Raw genomic sequence first — 25732 nt, forward strand, 5'->3', positions numbered from 1 at the left:
CCTCATCGTCGATGATGACGCGAGTCTAAGGGACCGGTATATCCCCGGGGGTGTTATCTCGTGGAACCGTAACCGCTCTCGCCGAGCTCCTCGAGAATGCGATTGAGGTCCTGGATCGAAGCAAAATCAATGGTGACCTGGCCTTTACGCGCACCGAGAGCGATCTTCACGCGCGTGTTCAGCCGGTCACCGAGCTTGCCGGCGACCTCGTCCAGGTAGGCACGGCGTGCCCCGGGAGTCGGCTTCACGGACTTGCCGGCCGAGGGTTGCGCCTTGGCTGCTTCCTCCGTGGCCCGCACCGACAGGTCTTCGTTGACGACCTTGTCCGCGAGACGCTGCATGGACTCCGGCGTCTCCAGGCTGAGGATCGCGCGAGCGTGTCCGGCGGTCAGGACCCCGGCCGCCACCCGCTGCTGCACCGGAACGGGCAGCTTCAGGAGACGGATGGTGTTGCTGATCTGGGGGCGCGAGCGACCGATCCGTGTGGCGAGCTCCTCCTGCGTGATGCCGAAGTCCTCGAGGAGCTGCTGGTAGGCCGAAGCCTCTTCCAGCGGGTTGAGTTCGGAGCGGTGGAGGTTCTCGAGCAGGGCGTCGCGGAGGAGATCCTCGTCGGCGGTGTCGCGCACGATCGCGGGGATGACCTCGAGGCCTGCCTCGCGGGCGGCGCGCGTACGCCGCTCCCCCATGATGAGCTCGTACTCACCCTCGGTGTTCTTCCGGACGATGACCGGCTGCAGCACACCGAACTCGCGGACGCTGTGCACGAGCTCGGCCAGGTCTTCCGGATCGAAGTGCGTGCGCGGCTGACGGGGGTTCGGGACGATCGCGTTCGGGTCGACCTGGATCAGGTGGATGCCGGGGACCGCCTCGAGCTCTGGACCCTCGGTGTTCTCCTCGACCGTCGCATCCGGAGTCGTCGGGCGAAGGCTCGCGCCGGGGAAGAAGACGTCGACGGGACGCTCAGCCTGATCCGCCGTCGGGATGAGGGCACCGATGCCCCGGCCCAGTCCAGTGCGCTTCGCCATCATTTCTCCTTGCTCTGCGTCGCGGTGCGCGACGCGATTTCGACAGCGGCCTCGCGGTAGGCGATCGCGCCGGCGGATTGCCCATCGTAGGCGATCACGGTCTGCCCGAAACTCGGGGCCTCGGAGACGCGGACCGAGCGCGGGATGACCGTCTCCAGCACCTGTTCCGGGAAGTGAGTGCGCACCTCATCCGCCACCTGCTGTGCGAGACGGGTTCGTCCGTCGAACATGGTGAGCAGGATCGTGGAGAGGTGGAGAGCGGGGTTCAGGTGCTTCTGGATCATCTGGATGCTGCCGAGCAGCTGGCTCAGACCCTCGAGTGCGTAGTACTCGCACTGAATGGGGATGAACACTTCCGATGCGGCCGTGAAGGCGTTGATCGTGAGCAGCCCGAGAGACGGCGGACAGTCGATGATGACGAAGTCCATCGGGTTGTCCGCGAGATAGTCGAGGAGCGCTCGGCGCAGGCGATGCTCACGTGCGACCTGGGCGACGAGCTCGATCTCTGCGCCGGCCAGGTGAATGGTGCTGGGTGCACAGAAGAGGTTGGGGTCTTCCGGGCTCTGCTGCACGATCTCCGCGAGGGGGACTTCCTCGATGAGCACGTCGTACACGCTGGGAACGTCCGCGCTGTGCGGAACGCCGAGCGCGGTCGAGGCATTGCCCTGCGGGTCGAGGTCGATGACCAGTACCTTGGCACCGAGGCCGGCCAATGCCGATGCGACGTTCACCGCGGTCGTGGTCTTACCCACGCCACCCTTCTGGTTCGACACCGTCAGAACCCGGGTCTCCCCCGTGAACTCGACCGTCGCGGCCTCGAGGGCTCGCCTTCGGGCGGAGAGGTCGGCGAGTTCCCGCGCCAGGGGCGTGTCCATCCCGAAGGAGTCGTTCGCCGGTGTCTTCTCGGATTGTTTCACGTGAAACATCCACTCCTTTCGGGGCCGCGTTCCACTCTAATCGCAAGCGACGACGTTGGATTACGGCTCAGCGGGCCACGGAATGGGGATAGCGAACAGGATGGCCCCCTCCAGCGGAATTCCGCGGGTATTCGTGATGCGGGCAGACAGTGAATGCACCCTGTTTCCTCTTACGCGGCCTATAGAAGTGTCGACTTCGTCCGGTGTTTCACGTGAAACATGCCCGCCCGATCCTGTGGGGGCAGGTTCAGAACCGGCGACGCCCTCGGGAGCAGTCCCTTCCCCCACTCCCCGGCCCGACCGTCTCTCTTCGTCACCTCCCAGTGGAGGTCCCGGATCTGATCGATCTCTCGCGCACAGGCACGTACGGCGCCACGGGACGCAGGACGTGCCCGGCCGTCCGAGCGGCGCCCTGCGAGCAAGGACTCGGCCGTTTCACGTGAAACATCTGCGTACCTTCTCCTTCCCGCCCTTCACTCATGTAGGACGGGTGGCACATGCGCATGCAGCAGCTCGCCCGCGCCGCCGCCTGAGCCCCACCTAGCGAGGAGAGGTCCTTTTCACTAGGGCGCTGGTCGGGCAACCACCTGTTGGTCAGCTCTACGCCGTGGCGCCGGAGCAACCCAAGCCAGATACCCAAGCGCGACGAAGGGACGACACAGCAAACGACCGCAGCCCTCTTCACTGCAAGGTGCCGCTTCGTCCGTCGTTCTGCCGCACGAGTTCACGTGTCCCCTCCCCTCCGGCGCGGCGCTCACGTAGACGCACCAGCGGGACAGATCAGCGTGAGCAGATCAGCGTGAGGGGATCGAGGGTACGGAGCTTCTTTTGCGAGGAGAAGATGCTCGCCCCGGTCGTCCCCCTGATCCCGTCGCTGTACTGTCGTGGGCTCCAACCCCGCCAGATCCCCGTCCATTAAGCCCCGCGTCATTCCCGAAACAGGGACTAGCGAAGAATCATGACCAACACAGGCCCAACGAGCCATCCGTTTCACGTGAAACATCCGGGTACCCCTGCCACCTTGGCCAGCGACGAGTCAGTTGACGCGCCGCTTCGCTGTTGTCGACGAAGCTGGGCGCCGCGAGGTCGCGCTGTTCGAAGCGACGAGCGCGCCACGTGATCGGGATCATGAGTGGCAGCGACTTCCGGCAACGCGGTAGGGACGAGCTGCGTCACATGGATCAAGAGGACTGACCTCGATAGGACCTGAGGAGATTTCGTGAAAAGCCCAGATACCTCCACTCTCAAAAGAACTACACGTGCCCGACGTACCTGGACGCCGAGCAAGCGGGCGCCGAGGGCCACTGGTCCCCCGTCGATTGCTCACATTCTGGCTTCAACACCGACGCCATGAGCGGATTCGCGACGGTGAAACCGCCTCAACGCCGAAGTCACCAGCGGATTCTAGACAGTAGGAGACCTCGGATACCCCACACCACGCGTTCCCCGTCTCCACACTGCACTCCAGCGAATCCGTCTCGCGGTGAGTACTACCCAGAGCGCGCTTCCCGCTCCCTGATACATCCCCGCCGACGCGCATGAAGCGGGCGAAACTATCGGGCACCCGATGGGGGGTCATCGCCCCGCTATCCGTATGTTTCACGTGAAACATGCTGATTCCAGCGCACACCAAAACCCAGAACCCCCAGTACTGCATCCCGGGAGCACCTCTTCGCGCCTCATCGGGCAGTCGAGTTGGCGTGCAAACGGCATCCACCAGCCCGGCCATCGTCACTGCTATCCCCTATCCAGATAGCCCAACCCCGACCGAATCCGCACCGCAAGGACCTCTCACAAAGCAAAAGCGGGATGTTTCACGTGAAACATCCCGCTCGCCGACTTCTGGAACCTACCGGACTCTTGCCCGAACCGCCCTCGTCGTCTCGGTGAGCACACCCTCGCCGAGAACCTCGACGCGGACGTCACTGAGCCGGAACTTCTTGATCTGTTTCTGCGCAGCTTCGATCTCGTTGGCAGCATTCATGCCTTTGAAAAGCGTGAGCTCTCCCCCGTCACGCACGAGCGGCGCCGTGATCGGGATGAGTGTGCGCAGGGCACTTACGGCCCGAGCAGTGACCACATCGAAGCCATCGGTAGGCTTGACGTCTTCTGCGCGAGCACGATAGAGGATGACGTTGGTCAGCTCCAGCTCCTGCACCTGCTCATTGAGCCAGGTGACGCGACGTTCCATCGGTTCGATGAGTGTCCATTCGACGTCAGGACGAGCGATCGCGAGCACGAGTCCGGGGAGACCCGCCCCGGAACCGATGTCCGCGACGCGACCATGGAAGAGCGGGGCCGCGATCACACTGTTGAGGATGTGTCGCGACCACAACCGCGGGAGTTCCAGCGGTCCGATCAGACCTCGCTCCTCACCCTCGCGAGCGAGCGCAGCAGTGAACTCTCGTGCGGCGTCGATCCGATCTCCGAAGAGATCCTCGGCGATGGCCGGCTCGACCTCGACATCACTCATGGGACGAAACGATCCGACGATGTTTCACGTGAAACATCAACGACGACGGAGGACCGTGTGCCGGTCAGCGCCCTCACCGTAGGACTCGGAGACGAGTCCACGCTCGGCGGCGATGTCATGTACGAGCTTGCGCTCGTAGCTCGACATCGAGGGCAGCGAAGCCTGCGACGAACCCTCGTCCAGCTTGGCTGCAGCGGCATCGACCAGAGTCTCGAGCTGGCGACGACGCGTGTCGCGCGAACCCGCGATGTCGAGGATCAGCCGCGAGAATGAACCCGTCTTGCTCTGCACGGCGAGGCGGGTCAGTTCCTGCAAGGCCTGCACCGTCTCCGGAGCGGAGAGCAGCGCGAGTGCATCGCCTTCGGCCTCCACCGAGACGTAGGCCCGACCCTGGCGGACATCGAGGTTCAGATCCCCATCGATATCCGCGATGTCGAGAAGCTCCTCGAGGTAGTCCGCGGCGACGTCGCCCTCGTTCTCGAGCTGAGCCACGGTGGGCTCGGTGTTCTCGGTCATGGTCTCGCTCATGAACCGCTCCCCTTCTTCTTCGCACGCTTCTTGCCCACAGGCTGCTGACGCTTGGGGGCCTCGGCCTTCGCCTTCTCGGCCTCTTCCAGCAGACGCTGCTGTTCGGCTTCGTAGGCGGCCATCGGAACGACCTTGCCCGACGAGTCGATCGCCTTGCCCTTGCGAGCGAGTCGCTCTTCGCGAGCCTTGGCCGCTTCCGAGCCCGGGGTGGGCATCTCACGGATGACGAGGAACTGCTGTCCCATGGTCCAGAGGTTCGAGATGAACCAGTACACGACGACGCCGAGCGGGAAGAAGACGCCCGAGAAGATGAAGCCCAGCGGCAGCACGTAGAGCATGATCTTCTGCATCTGGTACGCCTGGCCGGTCTTGGCCTCGGGCGACAGGTTCTTCGAGATGATCTGCAGCTGCGTGAAGAACTGCGAACCGATCATCAGGACGACGAGCGTGACCAGGATGATGATCGCGGTCGTGTTCTGAGCGTCGACGGCGTTGCCGAGCGTCTCGTGCAGGGAGGCGACACCGAACAGCTTGGCGTCGTAGAACTCCTTCGTCAGCTCCGGGCTGAGCAGTCCGACACCACCGATGTTGTCCCGCGCATGCTTGCTGACGTCGCTGAGCACGCTGTAGAGGGAGAAGAAGATCGGCATCTGCACAAGCAGCGGCAGACAGCTCGACATCGGCGTCGTGCCGTGCTTCTTGTACAGGGCCATGGTCTCGCGGCTCATGGCCTCGCGAGACAGCTGATCCTTCTTGCCGCGGTACTTCTCCTGAACTTTTCGCAGTTCAGGAGCGATTTCCATCATCTTTCGCTGGCTCTTGATCTGCTTCACGAAGAGAGGGATCAGCGCAGCGCGGACGACGATGACGAGACCGACGATCGACAGCACCCAGGTGATGCCCGATGCCGCGGGAAGACCGACAGCGGTGAGCAGCCAGTGCCAGGCGACGAGGATCATCTCGACGACCCACTTGAGCGGCCAGAGGATGGTGCCGAGCAGATCGAATCCACCGGCAGCGGGGGCGTCGCTGGGAGTGGAGCTGGCTAGCAGAAGGTCAAGACCCACCGATCAGTCCTTTCGGGAAGGGACGACGAAACCGTGTGCAGTCAGGTCGTAGCGGAAGTGGTCATGCGGTCGGACGTCGTCGACGCCACCGCTGGTCCAGGGGTTGCAGCGGAGGATGCGCCACGCCGAGAGCGCCGCTCCCTTCGCAGCACCGTGCTGCTGCACCGCACCTACAGCGTAGGCGGAACAGCTGGGGTAGTACGCACAGACATCTCCGTACATCGGGGAGATCACCTTGCGGTAGGCCGTGAGGAATCCCAGGACCAGATTGCGCGGGATCAGCGGGATGCTGCGGACGAGGTCGTGCGCGTGCATCTGCGCCGTGCCGATCGACGAGGCCGGGAGCGCGGTCACGACGATCCTGCAGTCTGCGCCGGTGCGAGCCGGCCGAGGCATCGAAGAACGTCCGCCTCGAGCTCCGAGTAGGAGGCGAGAGCGGACGCAGGAAGGGCACGGATGACGACATCCGTGCCCTCGGGAACCCGTGGCAACGCCCCGGCGCATACGGCTTTGAGTCGCCGGCGCACGGTGTTGCGCACCACTGCGGTGCCTACCTGCTTGCTGATGATGAATCCGAACCTCGCGGCTCTGCTCTCGCCCGTCGACAACATCGAGGTGATGACGCGGGCCCCGCCACAACGGGAGCCGCGTCGAACGACCAGACGGTAGTCGCTCCCGCGGGTCAATCGATACGGGCGGGCGAGCACAGCGGACTACGCAGAGAGCTCGGTGCGGCCCTTCGCGCGGCGTGCAGCGAGGATGCCGCGGCCGGCACGCGTACGCATGCGGGCACGGAAGCCGTGCTTCTTGGCGCGACGACGGTTGTTGGGCTGGAAGGTGCGCTTGCTCATGGAATCACTCCGGGAATGCTGCCACCGGATTCACTTCGACCGGAGACATGGGGAACTGCCAAAAATGGCATAAGTCAACCGACTTAGGGTACGTCTTACTGGCGCGCAGAGCAAATCTGCGCGCATCCGTGGTCGCCGTCCGGCACGAACCGCACAGCCATTATCCACAACCGTGGCACGCCCGGCAGGCGCAACACGCGCGCGTGTTTTCAAGGGCAGGTTGCCGTTCACAGCCGCGGTGACTACCGTGGCATCCTAAGTTATCCACAGGGGAACGGTACGTCTGCCCCGCCTCGATTCCTCGTCCGGAGCGTCATGTCATCACCTGCCCAGCCCGACGTCCCCATCTGGACCACGGTGCAGGAGCTTCTGGTCGATGACGATCGCGTCACGCCGCAACTGCAGGGCTTCCTGAGCCTCGCCGTTCCCGCGGGCGTGATGGCTGCCACCCTGTACCTCGAAGTCCCGAACGATCTCACGGCCGCGCAGATCAACAAGCGTCTCCGGCTGCCGATCATGGAGGCGCTGTCCCACATCGGCGATGAGGTCACCTCCTATCGCGTGGTGGTGAACCACGAGCTGGCCGAGCAGCCGACCGCACCGATCGCGGTGGGCGATTTCGGACGACAGGAGCAGATCCGCGTCGAGTCGCCGATGGAGCAGCCGACCCAGCTGCGCCACGAATCGCGACTGAACCCGAAGTACACCTTCGACAACTTCGTCATCGGTCAGTCCAACCGCTTCGCCCATGCGGCAGCGGTCGCCGTCGCCGAAGCGCCGGCCAAGGCGTACAACCCGCTGTTCATCTACGGCGACTCCGGACTCGGCAAGACGCACCTCCTCCACGCGATCGGCGACTACGCGCAGTCCCTCTATGCAGGGGTGAAGGTCCGCTACGTGTCGAGCGAGGAGTTCACGAACGACTTCATCAACTCGATCGCGAACAACCGCGGCGCCGCCTTCCAGGCGCGATACCGCGACGTCGACATCCTCCTCATCGACGACATCCAGTTCCTGCAGGGTCGTGCGGAGACGCAGGAAGCCTTCTTCCACACCTTCAACACGCTGCACGATCACAACAAGCAGGTGGTGATCACCAGTGACGTCGCCCCGAAGCACCTCACCGGCTTCGAGGATCGGATGCGCAGCCGCTTCGAGTGGGGCCTGATCACCGACGTGCAGGCGCCCGACCTGGAGACGCGTATCGCGATCCTCCGCAAGAAGGCACAGAGCGAGGCCCTGCACATCCCCGACGAGGTGCTGGAGTACATCGCGACCGTGGTGTCCTCGAACATCCGGGAGCTCGAGGGCGCTCTCATCCGGGTGTCGGCGTTCGCCAGCCTGAATCGCTCCGCGCTCGACATCTCCCTCGCGCAGACCGTGCTCCGCGACATCATCGACACGGCCGAGGACAACATCATCTCGCCGACCGACATCATCACGGCGACCGCGCAGTACTTCAAGCTCACCGTCGACGACCTGTACGGCTCGAGCCGTTCCCAGCAGATCGCCACCGCACGGCAGATCGCGATGTACCTGTGCCGCGAACGCACCAGCCTCTCGCTCCCGAAGATCGGTCAACTGTTCGGCAACCGAGACCACACGACCGTCATGTACGCGTACAAGAAGATCAGCGAGCTCATGAAGGAGCGCCGCTCCATCTACAACCAGGTCACCGAGATCACCACGCAGCTCGGAAGACGCTGACGCGCCGAGTCTTCAGAAAAAGTGGAGGTGAGCACCTGATCGGGTGCCCACCTCCACTTTTTTGTGTGCCCGACAGGGATTCTGACTGCCGGATAGATGCCTCTATGCACATGTGGATAACTTGTGGATGACCGTGGATTCCATCGGGACGAATGTGGGCTGATCGCCCAAACCTGTGGATAACTCCGAGGGGGTCCGGATCGACCCACCTGCCGGTAACCCGCGGATTCCTCAGGGTTTCCACAACTGACAACTGTGTAGTTCCCTACTCGCTCTTGCTATCCACCGACTTATCCACAGTATCCACAGCTGTTAACACCGTTAAGGAGTTAAGTCATTCAAGGCGCGATCCGATCACCAGACGGTGGGGAGAACCGGGCGAACGGATGACAGGAACTCCGGCGTAGGGATACGCCGGACTGTGGGGCTAGCATGGGAAGCCCTGCACCGGCAGGGACGACGACAACGCGTCACAGTTCGACGACAAGGGAGCACCCGTGAGGTTTCAGGTCAACCGCGATGTCTTCAGCGAGGCTGTGTCGTTCGTCGTCAAGCTGCTTCCCCAGCGGAATCCGCAGCCGATCCTTGCCGGAGTGCTCATCGAAGCCGACGGATCCGGTCTGACGCTCTCGGCGTTCGACTACGAGGCATCCGCTCGCACGACCATCGAAGCCACCGTCGACACTCCGGGCACGATCCTCGTCCACGGCCGGCTTCTCTCCGACATCGCCAGCCGTCTCCCGAACGCCCCGATCGAGATCGCGGTCGAGGAAGACGGCGGCATCACCGTCACCTGCGGCTCCGCCCGATTCACCCTCGCGGCCATGCCGGTCGAGGAATACCCGTCGATCCCCGAGGTCAGCGGCTCATCGGGCGTCGTTCCGGCCGATGACTTCGGCACGGCGATCGCGCAGGTCGGGTTCGCGGCGTCGCGTGACGACGTCACCCCCGTGCTCACGGGTGTGCAGCTCGAGGTCTCGGGTCACAACCTGAGCCTGGTCGCCACCGACCGCTACCGCGTCTCGCTGCGTGACGTGCCGTGGGACGGGGAGGCCGTCGAGGCGACGGCCCTGGTCCCGGCCCGCACGCTGCTCGAGGTCGGAAAGACCTTCGGCCACGCCGGCACCATCCAGGTCGCGTTCTCCGGAGCGGGTGACCGCGAGATCATCGCCTTCACCGCCGGCAACAAGACCGTGACATCGCTGCTGATCAAGGGCAATTTCCCGCCGGTCCGCCGCCTGTTCCCCGAGCAGACCGATCACTACGCGGTCGTGAACACCGCCGACCTCGTCGAGGCCGTCCGCCGCGTGTCGCTGGTGCTCGACCGTGCCGCTCCGCTGCGGTTCACGTTCTCCCACGACAGCGTGACGATGGACGCCTCCGGCAGCGAGCACGCCCGTGCCTCCGAGTCGGTCGACGCGATCCTGTCCGGTGGCGACGAGGTGACGCTCGGGCTGAACCCGCAGTACCTGATCGAGGCTCTCGGTGCGGTGAAGAGCGAGTTCGTGCGCGTGACGTTCACGTCGAGCGACAACGCCAACAAGCTGAGCCCCGTGCTGATCACGAGCCAGACCTCGGTCGACCAGGCCGGTCTCGACTCGTTCAAGTACCTCCTTCAGCCCAACCTCCTTCTCCGCTGACCTTCCTCCTCCCACCTCCCCGGAACGTTCCCGGACATACCTGAAACGTTCCCGGATCAGCCGTTAGTAGAACTCCGGAACTGTCACAGGTGGCGGTGCTCCCGGAGCGAGCATCGGGAGGGGCCCGCGAAGCGGGAGGGTCCCCGCTCTGCGAGCGAAGGGTGCATCGCCACCTGCGACCCACACGAACAGAAGTCAGAGAAGTCTCCGTGTCAGACCCCGAAGGTAGGCTGACTCCGTGATTGTGGAGCACCTGAGTCTGGTCGATTTCCGCAATTACGCGACCGCTGAACTCACGCTCCACCGTGGCCCGAACGTTCTGGTGGGGCGTAACGGGCAGGGCAAGACGAATCTGGCGGAGGCGGTCGTGTTCCTTGCGACGCTCGGTTCCCACCGAGTGTCGTCGGATGCGCCCATGGTCCGTGACGGCCAGGAGTTCGCGGTCATCCGTGCCCGCCTCTCCCACGGTGAGCGTCGTGTCCTCGCCGAAGTCCAGGTCAACCGGCAGGGTTCCAACAAGGCGCGGATCAACGGCTCGCCGTCGAAGCCGAACGAGCTGCCGCGTTACGCGCATGTCGTGCTGTTCGCGCCGGAGGATCTGCAGATCGTGCGGGGAGACCCCTCGGCGCGTCGTCGATTCTCCGACCAGCTCCTCATCCAGCGCACACCGCGGATGGCGGCCGTGCTCGCCGACTACGACCGGGTGCTCAAACAGCGCAATGCCCTGCTGAAGTCCGCACGAGCTCGCGGCATCCGTGGCGAGGGGTTGAGCACGCTCGATGTCTGGGACGACAAGCTCGTCGCGCTCGGGTCGGAGATCATCACGGCGCGACAGCGTCTGGCGGCGGATCTGCAGCAGCCGGTCGCCGATGCGTACGAGGCGATCGCCGGCGCCGATCACCGACCTCGCCTGGAGTGGGCGCTGTCGGTGCGCGGCAGCGATCCCGAGGAGGACGAGGATGCAGCCGATGCCGAGGATGCCGCACCCGTCGACATGCTCGACCCGGCCCATATCGCCGACCTGTTCCGCGCCTCGCTGGCGGCGAAGCGGTCGAATGAGATCGACCGCGGGCTGACCCTGACCGGACCGCACCGTGACGACCTGGTGCTCCGAGTCCGCGATCTCCCCGTGAAGGGGTATGCCTCACACGGCGAATCCTGGTCGGTGGCGCTCGCTCTCCGACTCGCATCGGCCGAGCTTCTGCGCAGCGAGTCCCCCGCCGGGGATCCGGTGCTGATCCTCGACGACGTCTTCGCCGAACTCGACGCCGACCGACGCCAGCGGCTCGCCGCCTTGACCGCGGGATACGAGCAGGTGGTGGTCACCGCGGCGGTGGAGGAGGATATCCCCGAGGTGCTTCACGCCCACGTGGTGCGGATCAGCGCCGGAACGATCAGCGACGAGCGGGCCAGCGAGCAGGCTCAGGAACCGGGAGACGATGACTGACACCGCATCGACCCCGGCCGCCGACGTTCCGGAGACCGTCGGCACGTACCTCCGTCTCCGCGGTCTGCAGCCGAGCTCGAAGAGCTGGAAGCGCAAGCGTCGGGTCACGACCGATGACGACAACGCGCCCTTCACCCCCGGCCGGGATCCCGGCGCCCTCGGCGATGTGCTCGACAAGCTGAGTCGCGACTCCGGGTGGCAGATCACTCTCGCCCGTGAAGACCTGGTCCGACAGTGGGCGGATCTGGCCGGCGCGGACACGGCCAAGCACTCCGAGCCGGTGTCGCTGGAGCGCGGTCTGCTGACCGTGAAATGCGACTCGACGGCCTGGGCCAAGAACCTGCAGTTCATGCGGGCGACGATTCTCACCGAGATCGGCCGACGGTATCCGGACGCCGGCGTGGAGAACCTGCGCTTCATCGGACCGGACGTTCCCTCCTGGAAATGGGGTCCCAGAGCCGTTCCAGGACGGGGTCCGCGCGATACCTACGGGTAGGGCACCACGCAAGGGGTCCGAAACGCTCAGAGGGGCACACACGGCCGTTGAGCGGCATTTCCCGACGAAACTCCGCTAGAATGGGAGTTCGTGATATCGATGTGGAGAATGCCCTCTGATGACGCCTGAATCCCCTGCTGACGAGACGGAATCGAACACCGGGGGAACCCCCGCAACCGAGGGCACCATTGCACCCAAGGCGAAGCAGCCCGGTGAGTACGGCGCCGATTCGATCCAGATCCTCGAAGGCCTCGAGGCCGTGCGCAAGCGGCCCGGTATGTACATCGGATCCACGGGTCCGCGCGGTCTGCACCACCTGGTGTACGAGATCGTCGACAACTCCGTCGATGAGGCCCTGGCCGGCTACGCCGACACGATCTTCGTGACGATGCTCGCCGACGGCGGTGTCCGCGTGGTCGACAACGGCCGTGGCATCCCCGTCGACCCGCACTCGTCCGATCCGAACAAGTCGACCGTCGAGGTCGTGCTGACGATCCTGCACGCCGGTGGAAAGTTCGGCGGCGGCGCCTATGCCGTCTCCGGCGGACTGCACGGCGTCGGATCCTCCGTCGTGAACGCGCTCTCGACGCGGTTCGACGTCGAGGTCAAGCAGAAGGGCTTCGTCTGGCGGCACAGCTTCGCCGACGGCGGCATCCCGCAGCAGAAGCTCGAGAAGGGCGAGGCGACCGAAGACACCGGAACGAGCATCACGTTCTGGCCGGACGCGTCGATCTTCACGGAGACGATCGAGTTCGACTACGACACGCTCCGCACGCGGTTCCAGCAGATGGCGTTCCTCAACAAGGGGCTGCGCATCGAGCTGCGCGACGAGCGCGAGTCCTCCGCCTACGAGGCCGAGGAGGACGGCGCGACCGTCACCAAGCAGCCGGGCGACGTGTTCTTCTACGAGCGCGGTCTGGTCGACTACGTCGAGTACCTCAACAAGGTGCGTCACGCCGAGGTCGTCAACGACGAGATCATCGCCTTCGAATCGGAGGACACCGAGCGCAAGATCTCCCTCGAGGTCGCGATGCAGTGGACCACCTCGTACACCGAGAACGTCTTCACCTACGCGAACACGATCAACACCCACGAGGGGGGAACCCATGAGGAGGGCTTCCGCGCGGCGCTGACCACCCTGGTCAACAAGTACGCCCGTGCGAACAACCTCCTCAAGGAGAAGGACGACAACCTCTCCGGCGACGATGTGCGCGAAGGCCTGACCGCGGTCATCTCGATCAAGCTCGGTGAGCCGCAGTTCGAAGGTCAGACCAAGACGAAGCTCGGCAACACCGAGGCGAAGGCGTTCGTGCAGAAGGTCGTCGGCGATCAGCTCGGCGACTGGTTCGAGCGCAACCCGAACCAGGCGAAGAACGTCATCCGCAAGGCGATCGACGCCGCGACCGCCCGCCTCGCCGCCCGCAAGGCGCGGGAGACCGCGCGCCGCAAGAGCGTCTTCGAGTCGGCGGCCATGCCGGACAAGCTCAAGGACTGCACGAGCAAGGATCCGTCCATCAGCGAGATCTTCCTCGTGGAGGGTGACTCGGCCGGTGGTTCCGCGGTGCAGGGTCGCGACCCGCACACGCAGGCGATCCTGGCCCTCCGAGGCAAGATCCTCAACGTCGAGCGCGCACGTCTCGACAAGGCACTGGGCAACAAGGAAGTCCAGGCGATGATCCAGGCCTTCGGCACGGGCATCGGCGAAGAGTTCGACATCGAGAAGGCGCGCTATCACAAGATCGTGCTGATGGCGGATGCCGACGTCGACGGTCAGCACATCACCACGCTGCTGCTCACGCTGCTGTTCCGCTACATGCGCGGTCTCATCGAGGCCGGTTTCGTGTACCTCGCGATGCCGCCGCTGTACCGCCTGAAGTGGTCGAACTCGGCGCACGAGTACGTGTTCAGCGACGCCGAGCGGGATGCCCTGCTCAAGCACGGCATCGAGAACGGCAAGCGGATCCCGAAGGATGCCGGCATCCAGCGCTACAAGGGTCTCGGTGAGATGAACCCGAAGGAGCTGTGGGAGACGACGATGGATCACACCACGCGCACCCTGCAGCAGATCACCATCGAGGACGCCGCCGCAGCCGACGAGATCTTCAGCGTGCTGATGGGCGAGGACGTCGAGTCCCGACGCAGCTTCATCCAGCGCAATGCCAAGGACGTCCGCTTCCTCGACATCTGACGCCCCGCGGGCTCAGACCAGATGTGTGACAGAGAGATTGATTGATGACTGACGAAGAACGCACCGAGCCGGAACACGACCACGGCAAGATCGATCAGGTCGACCTGCAGTCGGAGATGCAGCGCAGCTACCTCGACTACGCGATGGCCGTCATCGTGGGGCGCGCGCTCCCCGACGTCCGCGATGGACTCAAGCCCGTGCACCGCCGTGTGATCTACGGCATGTACGACGGCGGATTCCGTCCCGACAAGTCGTTCTCGAAGTGCGCCCGTGTGGTGGGCGAGGTCATGGGCCAGTACCACCCGCACGGCGACTCGGCGATCTACGACGCCCTCGTGCGACTGGTGCAGCCGTGGTCGCTGCGGTATCCGCTCGCTCTCGGTCAGGGCAACTTCGGCTCCCCCGGCAACATGGGCGCCGCCGCTCCGCGATACACCGAGACCAAGATGGCCCCGCTCGCGCTCGAGATGGTGCGCGACATCGAAGAGGACACGGTCGACTTCACCGACAACTACGACGGTCAGACCCAGGAACCGACGGTCCTCCCGGCCCGCTTCCCGAACCTGCTCGTCAACGGCTCGGTCGGCATCGCGGTCGGCATGGCCACGAACATCCCGCCGCACAACCTGCGCGAGGTGTCGGACGCCGCTCTCTGGGCGCTCGACAACCCCGGGATCTCCCGCGAGGAACTGCTCGACGGTCTGATCCAGCGCGTTCCCGGCCCCGACTTCCCGACCGGTGCGCAGATCCTCGGCACCAAGGGCATCCACGAGGCGTACCGCACGGGTCGCGGCTCGATCACGATGCGCGCGGTCGTCAACGTCGAGGAGATCCAGGGCCGCACCTGCCTCGTCATCACCGAGCTGCCGTACCAGGTCAACCCCGACAACGTCGCGGTGAAGATCGGCGACCTCGCCCGTGACGGCAAGATCACCGGCATCGCCGACATCCGCGACGAGTCGTCCGATCGTACGGGTCAGCGTCTCGTGGTCGTGCTCAAGCGCGACGCGGTCGCCAAGGTCGTGCTGAACAACCTGTACAAGCACACGCAGCTGCAGGAGAACTTCGGCGCGAACATGCTCGCGATCGTCGACGGCGTGCCGCGCACCCTCGCGATCGACGGCTTCATCACGCACTGGATCGCGCACCAGATCGACGTGATCGTCCGTCGCACGGAATTCCGTCTGCGCGAGGCCGAGAAGCGCATGCACATCCTGCGCGGATACCTGAAGGCGCTCGACGCGCTCGACGAGGTCATCGCCCTCATCCGTCGGTCGCAGACCACGGCGGATGCGAACGAGGGACTCCAGAAGCTCCTCGACATCGACGAGATCCAGGCCGACGCGATCCTGCAGATGCAGCTGCGTCGCCTCGCCGCACTCGAGCGGCAGCGGATCATCGACCAGGCGAACGAGCTCGAGGCGCAGATCACCGATTACAAGTCGATCCTCGCCGACGAGGGTCGTCAGCGCACGATCATCCGCGAGGAGCTGACCGGCATCGTCGACCGCTTCGGTGACGAGCGTCGCACGCACATCCTGCACGGCTTCGACGGCGACGTCTCGATGGAAGACCTCATCGCCGAGGAGGAGATGGTCGTCACCGTCACGCGCGAGGGCTACATCAAGCGCACGCGCAGCGACAACTACCGCTCGCAGCACCGCGGCGGCAAGGGCGTCAAGGGTGCGCAGCTGCGGGCGAACGACATCGTCGAGCACTTCTTCGTGACCACGACGCACCACTGGCTGCTGTTCTTCACCGACAAGGGCCGCGTGTACCGCGCGAAGACCTATGAGGTGCCGGAGGCCGGTCGCGACGCGAAGGGCATGCACGTCGCGAACCTGCTCGCGCTGCAGCCGGACGAGAGCATCGCTCAGGTGCTCGACATCCGCGACTACGGGGTGGCGGACTACCTGGTCCTCGCCACGCGCGAGGGTCTGGTGAAGAAGACCCGGCTCGAGGCGTATGACACCAACCGTCAGGGCGGCGTCATCGCGATCCGCCTGAACGACGAGGACGAACTCGTCAGCGCACTTCTCGTGAACGCGGAGGACGACATCCTCCTCATCAGCCGCCGCGGCATGTCGGTGCGCTTCGAGGCGACCGACGAGGCGCTGCGTCCGATGGGCCGTGCGACGGCCGGCGTGCGCGGCATGAAGTTCAAGATCGACGAGGACTGCCTGCTGTCGGCATCCGTCGCCGCGCCGGGCAAGTTCGTGTTCGTGGTCACCGACGGCGGCTACGCGAAGCGCACCGCGGTGGAGGAATACCGCGTCCAGGGACGTGGGGGAACGGGCATCAAGGTCGCCAAGTTGAACGACGATCGGGGCACTCTCGCGGGCGGTCTGATCGTCGCCGAGGACGACGAGGTCTTGGTGGTTCTGTCCAGCGGCAAGGTGGTACGCTCTGCCGTGGCCGAGGTCCCCGCCAAGGGTCGGGACACCATGGGAGTGGTGTTCGCCCGGACGACGGAGGCCGATCGCATCCTTGCCATCGCCCGTAACGGTGAGCGTGGTCTCACCGAAGACGAGGCGGATGCGGATGCCGATACCGAGGCCCCCCAGACGACACAGACCCCCGAGGATACAGACGCATGAGCACAGTTGCCGACAAGCTGGCGAAGAAGTCCACACGAAAGACCAGCGGCAAGCAGGTCCGACTTCGTCTGGTCTACGTCGACTTCTGGTCGGCCGTGAAGCTGTCGTTCCTCGGCGCGGTCGCCCTCGCCGTCGTGACGATGGTCTCGTTCTTCCTCATCTTCCTGGTGCTGCAGGCGACGAACATCATGACCACGGCCGAGAAGTTCCTCGCCAGCGTCACGGACAACGCGTTCGTGCTGTCGGCGGTCGTCGGTCTGCCGCAGGTGATGGCCTTCGCGGCCGTCGTCGCGATCCTGAACCTCATCGTGTTCACGGTGCTCGGCGCCGTGGTCGCGGGCATCTACAACCTCGCCGTGAAGGTGACGGGCGGACTGCTCGTCGGCTTCATGTCGAACTGACGCTCCAGCGTTCTCCGGAACGACGACGAAGGGCGGGTGCTCCGGCATCCGCCCTTCGTCGTCTCCCGGGGTGCGGCTAGACGACGCCGGTGGTGCCGAGCAGGGTGCCGATCAGCCACGTCGCGGCCAGGGCGAGCGCCCCGCCGATGACCAGGCGGATCGAGGCGCGCACCGGGGCCGAGCCGCCGATCCGGGCCGAGACGGCTCCGGTCACCGCCAGGGCGAGGAGCACGGCGACGAAGGTGACGGGCACGCGCCATTCGGGCGGCGGCAGCAGGATGGCGAGCAGGGGAAGCAGAGCGCCGAGGGTGAAGGCCACCGCGGACGAGATCGCGGCGTGCCAGGGATTGACCAGGTCGTTCTGGTCGATGCCGAGCTCCACCTCCAGGTGGGCCGAGAGCGCGTCGTGCGCCGTGAGCTCCTTCGCCACCTGGTGCGCGGTCTCCTCGGTGAGCCCGCGGTCGCGGTAGAGCTGCGTCAGCTCGGCGAGCTCGGCGGTCGGCATGGTCCGCAGCTCCTCCCGCTCCTTCGCGATCAGGGCGCGCTCGCTGTCGCGCTGGCTGCTCACCGAGACGTATTCGCCGAGTGCCATCGAGATCGCACCGCCGACGAGTCCCGCGATGCCCGCGGTGAGGAGTGCGGCGTTGTCGGTGGTCGCGCCGGCGACACCGACGACGAGCGAGGCGACCGAGACGATGCCGTCGTTCGCGCCGAGCACTCCCGCGCGCAGCCAGTTCAGTCGCTGACCGAGACCCGTGCCGTGCGGCTCGCCTTCATGGGCTGTCATGCCCCCAGTGAAGCAGAAAGGCGTCCCGAGGAGGGGAATCACGTGACAGGCATTACGGAAAACCCGAAGCCGAGTGTCCGGATGACTCGGTGTCCAGCCCGACGGCCCCGCCGTACCTTGGAAGCATGACCACTCAGACTGCGACCCCGGCTCCCGCAACGGCGGTGAAGCCGCCGTTGCGCATCTTCCTCACGATCCTGCATCTCGCAGGCGTCGGCGCCCTCGGTGGCGCCATCTTCGGCATGCTCGGCGGACTCCTCGGCACCGGCCTCGGCCTCCTCTTCGCCGCCGGCGTCGGCCTCGTCCTGCTCGTCGGGCTGGTCTACGCGTTCTACGGGCTGGGCTGGTTCGAGGTGGCGCGCGTCGGCTCGCTGTACCGCACCCCGATCGCCCCGCTGCGACTGCAGCCGCGCGACCGTCCCGGGTTCGGCGGCTGGCTCCGTGCTCTCGGACGTCAGGCGATCGACGGGCGCATGTGGCGCGCCGTCGCCAACTTCGCGATCGCCGCCGTGCTCGGCTTCGTCGTGCTCCGTCTCTTCTGGGGCCTGGTCTGGTCGATCATCATCTCCTTCGCCCCGCTCACCGCCGCGGAATCCGTGATGGGACCGTTCGGCGGCGGCGGCATCCCCGTCGCCTGGGCGCCGCTGGTCGGCATCCTCGGCATCGCCGCCTGTGTGGTCGGGATGATCGGCCTCGCGCTCCTGCACCGCACGCTCTCGCTCGCGATCGTGATCCGCAGCAAGGAGATCGAGTTGACCGAGCGGGTGCGCACCTCGACCGCGCAGCGGGAGGGAGCGGTGCGTGCCGCGGACGTGGAGCGCACGCGGATCGAACGGGACCTGCACGACGGCGTCCAGCCGCGCCTCGTCTCGGTCGGGATGACGCTCGGACTCGCGCAGCAGAAGATCGACAACGATCCCGATGCCGCGAAGGAGCTCATCAACGAAGCCCACACGTCGACCAAGGCGGCCATCACGGAGCTGCGGCAGCTCGCCCGCGGCATCCACGCCTCCGTGCTCGACGACCGTGGCCTCGACGCTGCTCTCTCAGCTCTCGCCGGGCGGTCGCACATCCCCGTGCACCTCGATGTACGCATGGACGGCCGCTGCAGTCGCGAGGCCGAGGCCGCCGTCTACTTCTCGATCGCCGAGTCCCTGACCAACGCGGCGAAGCACTCCCGGGCCAGCGAGGCCCGAGTGATCGTGCGCCTCCGCGAGGGCAACACGCTCTGGGCGCGGGTCGAGGACAACGGCATCGGCGGCGCGCAGGTGCAGCCGGGTGGTGGCCTCGACGGCATCGCGAACCGCATCCTGGCCGCGGGCGGGACGTTCCGTCTCGACAGTCCGCAGGGCGGGCCGACCAGCCTGGAGGTGAACGTACCGTGCGCATCCTGATCTGCGAGGACTCGGTCCTCCTGCGCGAGGGCCTGGTCCGTCTGCTCGAAGACGCCGGCCATGAGGTGGTCGCCGCTCTCCCGGACATCGAGGGTCTCGAGACCGTCGTCGTCGACACCGCGCCGGACCTGTGCATCCTGGACGTGCGCCTCCCTCCGACCTTTACCGACGAGGGCATCCGTGCCGCGCTCGGCCTCCGGTCGACGCATCCGTCGCTCGCGCTCCTCGTGCTCTCGCAGTACGTCGAGGAGCGGTACGCATCGGACCTGATCGCGGCGCAGGGCGGCCCACTCGGCTACCTGTTGAAGGATCGCGTCGCCGACGTCGCCGAGTTCCTCGCCTCCGTGCAGCGGATCTCGGAGGGCGCGACCGTGCTCGATCCCGAGGTGGTCGCGCAGCTGCTGACGCGACGGAACCGTGACGATCGGATGCTGCGGCTCACCGAACGCGAGCGCACCGTGCTCGCCCTGATCGCCGAGGGGAAGTCGAACCAGGCGATCGCCGGACTGCTGTTCCTCTCGGAGGCCAGCGTCGAGAAGCACATCACCTCCATCTTCCAGAAGCTGGGCTTCGAGCAGGACGAGTCGGGCAACCGCCGCGTGCTCGCAGCCCTCGCCCACATCGAGAACACCGGTGGCCCGACGCCGCCGACCGGCCAGACAGGAGTGGCACGATGACCACCGACGACAACGGCGCCCCGAACGAGCACACGCCGCTCACCCCGCCGCCCCCTTCCCCGCCGCAGACGTCGGCCCCGCAGCCGGCAGCCCCGCAGCCGGCCCCGACCGACACGACCGGTGCCCGTCGCTCCTCCGGCGCCACGGCCGTCATGGTCGTGACCGCCGTCGTGGGCGGACTCGCCCTGCTGGGAGCCGGTGGCACGGCCGCGGCGGCCGCGGCCGGGACCATCGTCTCGTCCAGTCGACCCGACTCCGTGCAGACGGTGGGCGTCGACGGCATCGAGAGCATCGACCTCGACGCCGACGCGAGCAGCATGCGCGTCGAGTTCGGAGACGTCGACGAGGCGGAGCTCGCGATCACCAACAGCCGCGGCACGGCCTGGACGTTCGAGCGCGACGGCGACGAGCTGGTCGTCCAGAGCCCCCAGGGCGTGTTCGGCTGGTGGTTCGGCAACTGGTTCGGCGACGAGGAGATCGCGGTGCTCACGCTGCCGGAGAGCCTGCGCGGAGCTCAGCTCGACGCCGACCTCACCCTCGACGCCGGCAGCCTCGACGTGGTCGGAGACTTCGGCATCCTCGATGTCAGCGTCAGCGCCGGTGCGCTCGACGTGGAAGGTGCCGCCAGGGAGCTCGACGTGCAGATGAGCGCCGGCCGGGCTGACATCCTGCTCGACGGCGTCGACCAGGCTGATCTGGGTGTCTCGGCGGGGGACCTGACGGTGCAGCTGACCGGCACGCCGCCGTCGCAGACCAGCATCGACGTGAGCGCGGGATCGCTCGATCTGACCGTGCCCGACGTCGAGTACGCGATCACGCAGGACATCAGCGCCGGCACCCTGAACGCCAAGATCGACGAGGCTTCGAGTGCGCGACGGACCATCGACGTCTCCCTCTCCGCCGGCACCGCGACCATCCGACCGGGACGCTGAACCCCGTCGAGGGCGAGGGCTCCACGGGGTCCTCGCCCTCGATTCGGATTTTCCGTGATTCTCCGGTAAAGTCTTGGAGGTTGACGGGGCTATAGCTCAGGCGGTTAGAGCGCTTCACTGATAATGAAGAGGTCCCAGGTTCAAGTCCTGGTAGCCCCACTCCTTAACTCAAGAAATCCCCTCACGGGGCCTTAGCTCAGTTGGTAGAGCGCCTGCTTTGCAAGCAGGATGTCAGGAGTTCGAATCTCCTAGGCTCCACAGGAAGACGAAGCCCCTGGCAGATGCCGGGGGCTTCTCCCGTTTCCGGGCGAGCGACGTCCGATCGGGTCATCTGCGGTGCGGCGTCCGCACGACCTCGCCGCGGATCCGCGCGGCCCGTCGGTGTCGACGCCCGGGTTCTCCACACCTGTTAACAAGGCTGTTAACAACTCCCGGACCTCGGCTCCGAAACTTCCCCTTGCGTGGATCCCGGCGGGGTGTATCGTTCGGATAGCGCTTTCCCGCTACGGCGGACACCAGGTCCGCACTCACGCGACGCCTTCGCCGCGTGGGCACAGAGTCGTGCTCAGAAACCCCTGGAGGATCATGTCCGCGCCCTCATCCACGCCTGCCACCGGCGGTACGTTCTCCCGCAAGCTCGGCACCCCGAGCCTGGTCCTGTTCGGCCTCGCCTACATGCTGCCGCTGGCCGTCTTCACGACCTACGGGATCGTGACCGAGACCACCGACGGCCACATCGCCGGCGCCTACCTGGTCACGACCGTGGCGATGCTCTTCACCGCCTACAGCTACGCGAACATGACCCGTGCCTACCCGTCGGCCGGGTCGGCGTACACGTTCACGCAGCGCACCTTCGGCCGGCACCTCGGCTTCCTCACCGGCTGGACCCTGCTGCTGGACTACCTCGTCCTGCCGCTGCTCAACTACCTCATGATCGGCACCTACCTCAACGCCGCGTTCCCCGCCATCCCGCTGTGGGTCTGGGTCGTCGCGTCGATGCTGCTGGTCACCGTGCTGAACGTGATCGGCATCACTCTCGTCTCCAGCGTCAACGTGGCGCTCATCGGCGTGCAGATCGTGTTCGTCGTCGTGTTCGTCGGCACCGCGATCGCGTACCTCTCCGGAGCCGCCGATCCGGTCGACATCCTGGCGCCGTTCTTCGAGCCGGGCCTGAACCCCGGGCTGATCGTCGCGGGCTCCGCCATGCTCGCCCTCGCCTTCCTCGGCTTCGACGCGGTCTCCACCCTGTCGGAGGAGGCGAAGGACGCGACGCGCTCGATCCCCCGCGCCATCATCCTCACCACGGTCATCGGCGGACTCATCTTCATCGTCACCGCGTGGGTGGCCTCGCTGGTGTTCCCCGACTTCGCGAACTTCGAGAACGTCGATTCCGCGGCGAAGGACATCATGCTGCGCATCGGGGGAACCGCGCTGTTCACGTTCTTCACGGCCGCCTACGTCGCCGGCTCCTTCGCATCGGGCATCACGTCGCAGGCGTCCGTCTCGCGCATCCTGTTCGCGATGGGACGAGACGGTCAGCTCCCCCGGACCGTGTTCGGACGCATCCACCCCCGCTTCCGCACGCCGTTCATCGCGATCATCATCGTGGGACTCATCGGCGCGTTCGGCGCGCTGTTCCTCCCGCTCGACATCGTGGCCTCGGTGATCAGCTTCGGCGCGCTCGTCGCCTTCGGTTTCGTGAACGCCGCGGTCATCAAGCTCTACTGGATCGACCGGAGGAAGCGCGGGACGAAGGCGGTCTTCGCCTACCTCGTCGCCCCGCTGATCGGGCTCGGGATGACGATCTGGCTGTGGACGAGCCTGTCGTCGACCACGCTGATCGCCGGCGCGATCTGGGTGGCGATCGGAATCGTCCTGCTCGCGGTGCTCACCGGAGGATTCCGTCGCAAGCCCCCGGTGGTGGACTTCCGTGAAGAGGAGTCACCCGTGATCGCGGATGACGAGCTGGAGGGCGTTCAGCGCTGACCCGGCGGCTCCGGCCCGTCACTCGACGGGTCGGAGCTCCCGCAGGATCGTGGCATGACGGACCAGGAAGGTGCGCTCATCGAGCTTCTTGCGGCGCAGCCACCCGGTCACCTCGTCGTTGTGCTTGCTCGCATTGCAGGAGGCGCAGGCGGGGACCACGTTCTCGAGCGTGTACCGACCGCCGCGGGAGATGGGCTGGATGCAGTCGCGTTGGAGGGCAGCGCCCTCGCCGCCGCAGTACGCGCATCCGCCCCAGGCGTCCATGAGTTCGTACCACTCGGTGTCGGTCAGATCGTTGTCGACCCGGGCGAGCCGATTCTGCCGCCGCTTGGCGTATCGCGCACGGGTCGCCGGAGAGGCGGTGGCGGAGGAGAGCTTGCGGCGGCGGCGCATGGGGCGATGGTATCGCGGCGGGTGGCGAAGCCCGGCTTCAGCGCGCGTCCAGTACCGCGACGATCGCCCGGTGGTCGCTGCCGGGGCCAGTGGTGGTGATGACCCGCGCACCGCGCACGGTCCAGTCGGATCCCACCAGCACGTGGTCGATCGGCGCCGCGATCCAGGTCGGCACCGTCGACGGCCAGGTTCCTGCGGCTGCGGTGCCGGCCTCCGTCGCCGCGTCATGACACCGTCCGACGAGCCCTCCGTCCTCCCCCAGTCCGGAGAGGTGGTCGACCGTGGCGTTGAGGTCACCGGCGGCGATCACGTCGGGAGCGTCGCACTGCGCGGCCACCCAGCGCAGACCTGCCCGCCATTCGTCCATGGTGCCGGGCAGCGGCGGGAGCGGGTGCGCGGCCACGAGGGTCGGACCGCTCCCGTCGACCGGACGCCACACCCCACTGGGCAGGCCGGGCGTCGATCCTGCCGCCTCGTCGATCCGGTACGCGCCGAGATCCTCCGCGATGAGCAGCGATGTCGGGATCCAGGAGTCGCCGCTCTCGCCCCGCGTCGTGTGCGGCAGCATCCGGTGGCCGTCGGCGGTCACGAGACGCGCGACCTCGGCCGCCGCCTCGTCATCCATCTCCGGAAGGCTGACGACGTCGGCCCCGGTCTCCAGCACGAGGCGGGCGACCTCGTCGGGCGCCGTGGCACCGCCCTGGGTGTTCCACACGAGCACGGTGAGATCACCCTGCGGAAGCGTGTTCGCGGACCCGCGGATCAACAGGACGGAGGCGTTCCCGAGCGAAGCCGCCCCGAGCACGATCGCGAGGCCCGCGGCGATGCCCCAGCGACGCGGGAACAGTGCGACCGCCGTGCAGATCGCCGCACCGATCCCGAGGATCAGCGCGACCGGTGCGCGGAACGCGATGAGCTGCGAGACACCGAACGCCTGCTGCACCCCGAACGCCTGGGGCCAGATGAGGAGCACCGCCACGGGCGCGCCGAGGAGCAGCGTGACGAGCAGCCGCAGCGAGCGACGCGAACGCCCCGACCGCGCGCGGTTCGCCTTCGCCGGAGGCGGCTCCTCCGCTCCGGGCGTCATGCCGGTCAGCGGGTGCCGACCGACGTCAGCTCGTGCGGGGCGACGTTCAGCCGCTCGCCGCCCTCGGCCGTCACCACGACGATGTCCTCGATGCGGGCGCCCCACTCGCCGCTGAAGTAGATGCCCGGCTCGATGCTGAACGCCATGCCCTCGCGCAGCACGAGGTCGTTGCCCGGCGCAATGTAGGGCTCCTCGTGCACCGAGACCCCGATGCCGTGACCGGTGCGGTGCAGGAACGCCTCGCCCAGTCCTGCGTCGGCGAGCACGCTCCGAGCAGCGGCGTCCACCTCGGCCGCGGTGGCCCCGGGGCGCACGGCGTCCACCGCCGCCTGCTGTGCCCGCACGAGCACCGCGATGCGCTCGGCGGCCGCGGGGGAGGGCGTGCCGACGACGTAGGTGCGGGTGCTGTCGGAGTTGTACCCGCTGGGCACGGCACCGCCGATGTCGACCACCACGACATCGCCCTCTTCGATCACCCGGTCGGAGACCTCGTGGTGCGGGTCGGCGCCGTTCGGTCCGGATCCGACGATCACGAACTCCACGGTGCGGTGGCCCTCGGCGACGATGGCCTCGGCGATGTCGGCCGCCACCTCGCGCTCCGTGCGTCCGGCCCGCAGCCATTCGTGCACGCGGCGGTGCACCGCATCGATGGCGTCTCCGGCCCGGCGGAGCTCGGTGATCTCCTCGGCGTCCTTGATCATGCGGCCCTCGCGCAGCACGGGGGTCGCGAGCTCCAGGCGCACACCGAGGCGTTCGCCGATCGGGATCACGTGCAGCGCGGGCAGGGCATCCGAGACGCCGACCCGCGACACCGTGCCGACGGCGGCGGTGACCAGCGCGTACGGGTCCTCGCCGTCGACCCAGTCGGAGACCGCGAGTCCGAGCTCGCCGACTGCGGTGCTGCGCACCTTCGCGAGCTCCATCCGCGGTACGACGACCGTGGGCGCGACGTCGGGGCCGATCACGAGGGCGGTGAGGCGCTCGATCGTGTCGCCCTCGACGCCCACCAGATACTGCAGGTCGGGGCCGGGACCGACGACGATCGCATCGAGTCCGGCGTCCGCGGCGAGGGAGGCGGCGCGGGTGAGGCGGGCGGCGTACACGGAGGCGGGGAAGGGCAGTGTGCTCACGGCCTCAAC

General features: G+C 66.6%; 22 protein-coding genes, 2 tRNA genes and 1 pseudogene. 13 read left to right on the plus strand and 12 right to left on the minus strand.

The genetic code is table 11. The features are described from left to right. Positions 1–53: 53 nt before the first annotated feature. The 8 genes and pseudogenes from AC07VM_RS07275 to rpmH form a co-directional block, all read right to left on the minus strand. Positions 54–1025, minus strand: coding sequence for a ParB/RepB/Spo0J family partition protein (locus AC07VM_RS07275; protein WP_494910533.1), 972 nt, complete (start codon positions 1023–1025; stop codon positions 54–56). Then, positions 1025–1951, minus strand: a complete 927-nt coding sequence (locus AC07VM_RS07280; RefSeq protein ID WP_267416562.1) for a ParA family protein — start codon at positions 1949–1951, stop codon at positions 1025–1027. Before AC07VM_RS07280 ends, AC07VM_RS07275 begins: the two co-directional genes overlap by 1 nt. A gap of 1840 nt (positions 1952–3791) precedes the next feature. Beyond that, positions 3792–4534 (minus strand): annotated as a pseudogene (gene rsmG / locus AC07VM_RS07285) (16S rRNA (guanine(527)-N(7))-methyltransferase RsmG). Beyond that, complete coding sequence (locus AC07VM_RS07290; RefSeq protein ID WP_267416564.1) at positions 4452–4943, minus strand: Jag family protein; 492 nt, start codon at positions 4941–4943, stop codon at positions 4452–4454. The pseudogene rsmG and the gene AC07VM_RS07290 overlap by 83 nt, the downstream one beginning before the upstream one ends. Continuing rightward, positions 4940–6010, minus strand: a complete 1071-nt coding sequence (yidC, locus tag AC07VM_RS07295; RefSeq protein ID WP_494910534.1) for a membrane protein insertase YidC — start codon at positions 6008–6010, stop codon at positions 4940–4942. The genes AC07VM_RS07290 and yidC overlap by 4 nt, the downstream gene beginning before the upstream one ends. 3 nt (positions 6011–6013) lie before the next feature. Then, the gene (gene yidD / locus AC07VM_RS07300) at positions 6014–6364 is read right to left on the minus strand and encodes a membrane protein insertion efficiency factor YidD (protein ID WP_494910535.1); all 351 of its coding nucleotides are present in this window, start codon (positions 6362–6364) and stop codon (positions 6014–6016) included. Further along, positions 6361–6717: a ribonuclease P protein component gene (gene rnpA / locus AC07VM_RS07305; RefSeq protein ID WP_267416567.1), complete on the minus strand. Its 357-nt coding sequence runs from the start codon at positions 6715–6717 to the stop codon at positions 6361–6363. Before rnpA ends, yidD begins: the two co-directional genes overlap by 4 nt. 6 nt (positions 6718–6723) lie before the next feature. Next, a complete protein-coding gene (rpmH, locus tag AC07VM_RS07310) occupies positions 6724–6861 on the minus strand; it encodes a 50S ribosomal protein L34 (RefSeq protein WP_013584598.1) in 138 nt (45 codons plus the stop codon). Positions 6862–7299: 438 nt separating this feature from the next. Between rpmH and dnaA the strand changes: the two genes are divergently transcribed. The 7 genes from dnaA (at position 7300) to AC07VM_RS07345 (ending at position 17337) form a co-directional block, all read left to right on the plus strand. Next, positions 7300–8568, plus strand: a complete 1269-nt coding sequence (dnaA, locus tag AC07VM_RS07315) for a chromosomal replication initiator protein DnaA (protein WP_416383353.1) — start codon at positions 7300–7302, stop codon at positions 8566–8568. Positions 8569–9065: 497 nt separating this feature from the next. After that, positions 9066–10208 carry a DNA polymerase III subunit beta gene (gene dnaN, locus AC07VM_RS07320; RefSeq protein ID WP_267416570.1) on the plus strand — a complete coding sequence of 381 codons (1143 nt, stop codon included), beginning with the start codon at positions 9066–9068 and terminating at the stop codon, positions 10206–10208. A gap of 238 nt (positions 10209–10446) precedes the next feature. After that, a complete protein-coding gene (gene recF, locus AC07VM_RS07325) occupies positions 10447–11655 on the plus strand; it encodes a DNA replication/repair protein RecF (RefSeq protein WP_267416571.1) in 1209 nt (402 codons plus the stop codon). Beyond that, a complete protein-coding gene (locus tag AC07VM_RS07330; protein ID WP_494910536.1) occupies positions 11648–12151 on the plus strand; it encodes a DciA family protein in 504 nt (167 codons plus the stop codon). Before recF ends, AC07VM_RS07330 begins: the two co-directional genes overlap by 8 nt. Before the next feature lie 118 nt (positions 12152–12269). Then, complete coding sequence (gyrB, locus tag AC07VM_RS07335) at positions 12270–14339, plus strand: DNA topoisomerase (ATP-hydrolyzing) subunit B (protein WP_494910537.1); 2070 nt, start codon at positions 12270–12272, stop codon at positions 14337–14339. A gap of 44 nt (positions 14340–14383) precedes the next feature. Next, complete coding sequence (gene gyrA / locus AC07VM_RS07340; RefSeq protein WP_267416574.1) at positions 14384–16936, plus strand: DNA gyrase subunit A; 2553 nt, start codon at positions 14384–14386, stop codon at positions 16934–16936. Further along, positions 16933–17337: a DUF3566 domain-containing protein gene (locus tag AC07VM_RS07345; RefSeq protein WP_267416575.1), complete on the plus strand. Its 405-nt coding sequence runs from the start codon at positions 16933–16935 to the stop codon at positions 17335–17337. The genes gyrA and AC07VM_RS07345 overlap by 4 nt, the downstream gene beginning before the upstream one ends. A 76-nt stretch (positions 17338–17413) precedes the next feature. On the opposite strand, the gene AC07VM_RS07350 is transcribed toward AC07VM_RS07345, so the two are convergent. Beyond that, the gene (locus AC07VM_RS07350; RefSeq protein WP_267416576.1) at positions 17414–18124 is read right to left on the minus strand and encodes a VIT1/CCC1 transporter family protein; all 711 of its coding nucleotides are present in this window, start codon (positions 18122–18124) and stop codon (positions 17414–17416) included. A 125-nt stretch (positions 18125–18249) separates the two neighbouring features. Between AC07VM_RS07350 and AC07VM_RS07355 the strand changes: the two genes are divergently transcribed. From AC07VM_RS07355 to AC07VM_RS07380, 6 genes are all read left to right on the plus strand, one after another. Then, the gene (locus AC07VM_RS07355) at positions 18250–19518 is read left to right on the plus strand and encodes a sensor histidine kinase (RefSeq protein WP_494910538.1); all 1269 of its coding nucleotides are present in this window, start codon (positions 18250–18252) and stop codon (positions 19516–19518) included. After that, positions 19506–20195, plus strand: coding sequence for a LuxR C-terminal-related transcriptional regulator (locus AC07VM_RS07360; RefSeq protein ID WP_267416578.1), 690 nt, complete (start codon positions 19506–19508; stop codon positions 20193–20195). The genes AC07VM_RS07355 and AC07VM_RS07360 overlap by 13 nt, the downstream gene beginning before the upstream one ends. Next, a complete protein-coding gene (locus AC07VM_RS07365; RefSeq protein WP_494910539.1) occupies positions 20192–21127 on the plus strand; it encodes a PCI domain-containing protein in 936 nt (311 codons plus the stop codon). The genes AC07VM_RS07360 and AC07VM_RS07365 overlap by 4 nt, the downstream gene beginning before the upstream one ends. An 85-nt stretch (positions 21128–21212) precedes the next feature. Then, positions 21213–21286, plus strand: a tRNA-Ile gene (locus AC07VM_RS07370). A gap of 26 nt (positions 21287–21312) precedes the next feature. Next, a tRNA-Ala gene (locus tag AC07VM_RS07375) sits at positions 21313–21385 on the plus strand. Positions 21386–21712: 327 nt separating this feature from the next. Beyond that, positions 21713–23113 (plus strand): APC family permease, encoded by a 1401-nt coding sequence (locus tag AC07VM_RS07380; protein WP_494910540.1) that lies wholly within the window; start codon positions 21713–21715, stop codon positions 23111–23113. 18 nt (positions 23114–23131) lie between these two features. On the opposite strand, the gene AC07VM_RS07385 is transcribed toward AC07VM_RS07380, so the two are convergent. The 3 genes from AC07VM_RS07385 to AC07VM_RS07395 are packed head-to-tail and all read right to left on the minus strand — an operon-like array spanning position 23132 to position 25723. Continuing rightward, the gene (locus tag AC07VM_RS07385; protein WP_494910541.1) at positions 23132–23506 is read right to left on the minus strand and encodes an HNH endonuclease; all 375 of its coding nucleotides are present in this window, start codon (positions 23504–23506) and stop codon (positions 23132–23134) included. Positions 23507–23543: 37 nt separating this feature from the next. Next, complete coding sequence (locus AC07VM_RS07390; protein ID WP_494910542.1) at positions 23544–24593, minus strand: endonuclease/exonuclease/phosphatase family protein; 1050 nt, start codon at positions 24591–24593, stop codon at positions 23544–23546. A 5-nt stretch (positions 24594–24598) separates the two neighbouring features. Further along, positions 24599–25723: a M24 family metallopeptidase gene (locus AC07VM_RS07395; protein ID WP_494910543.1), complete on the minus strand. Its 1125-nt coding sequence runs from the start codon at positions 25721–25723 to the stop codon at positions 24599–24601. Between the last annotated feature and the right edge of the window lie 9 nt (positions 25724–25732).

It is taken from the genome of Microbacterium sp. GW821-FHT01D02 (assembly GCF_059422585.1).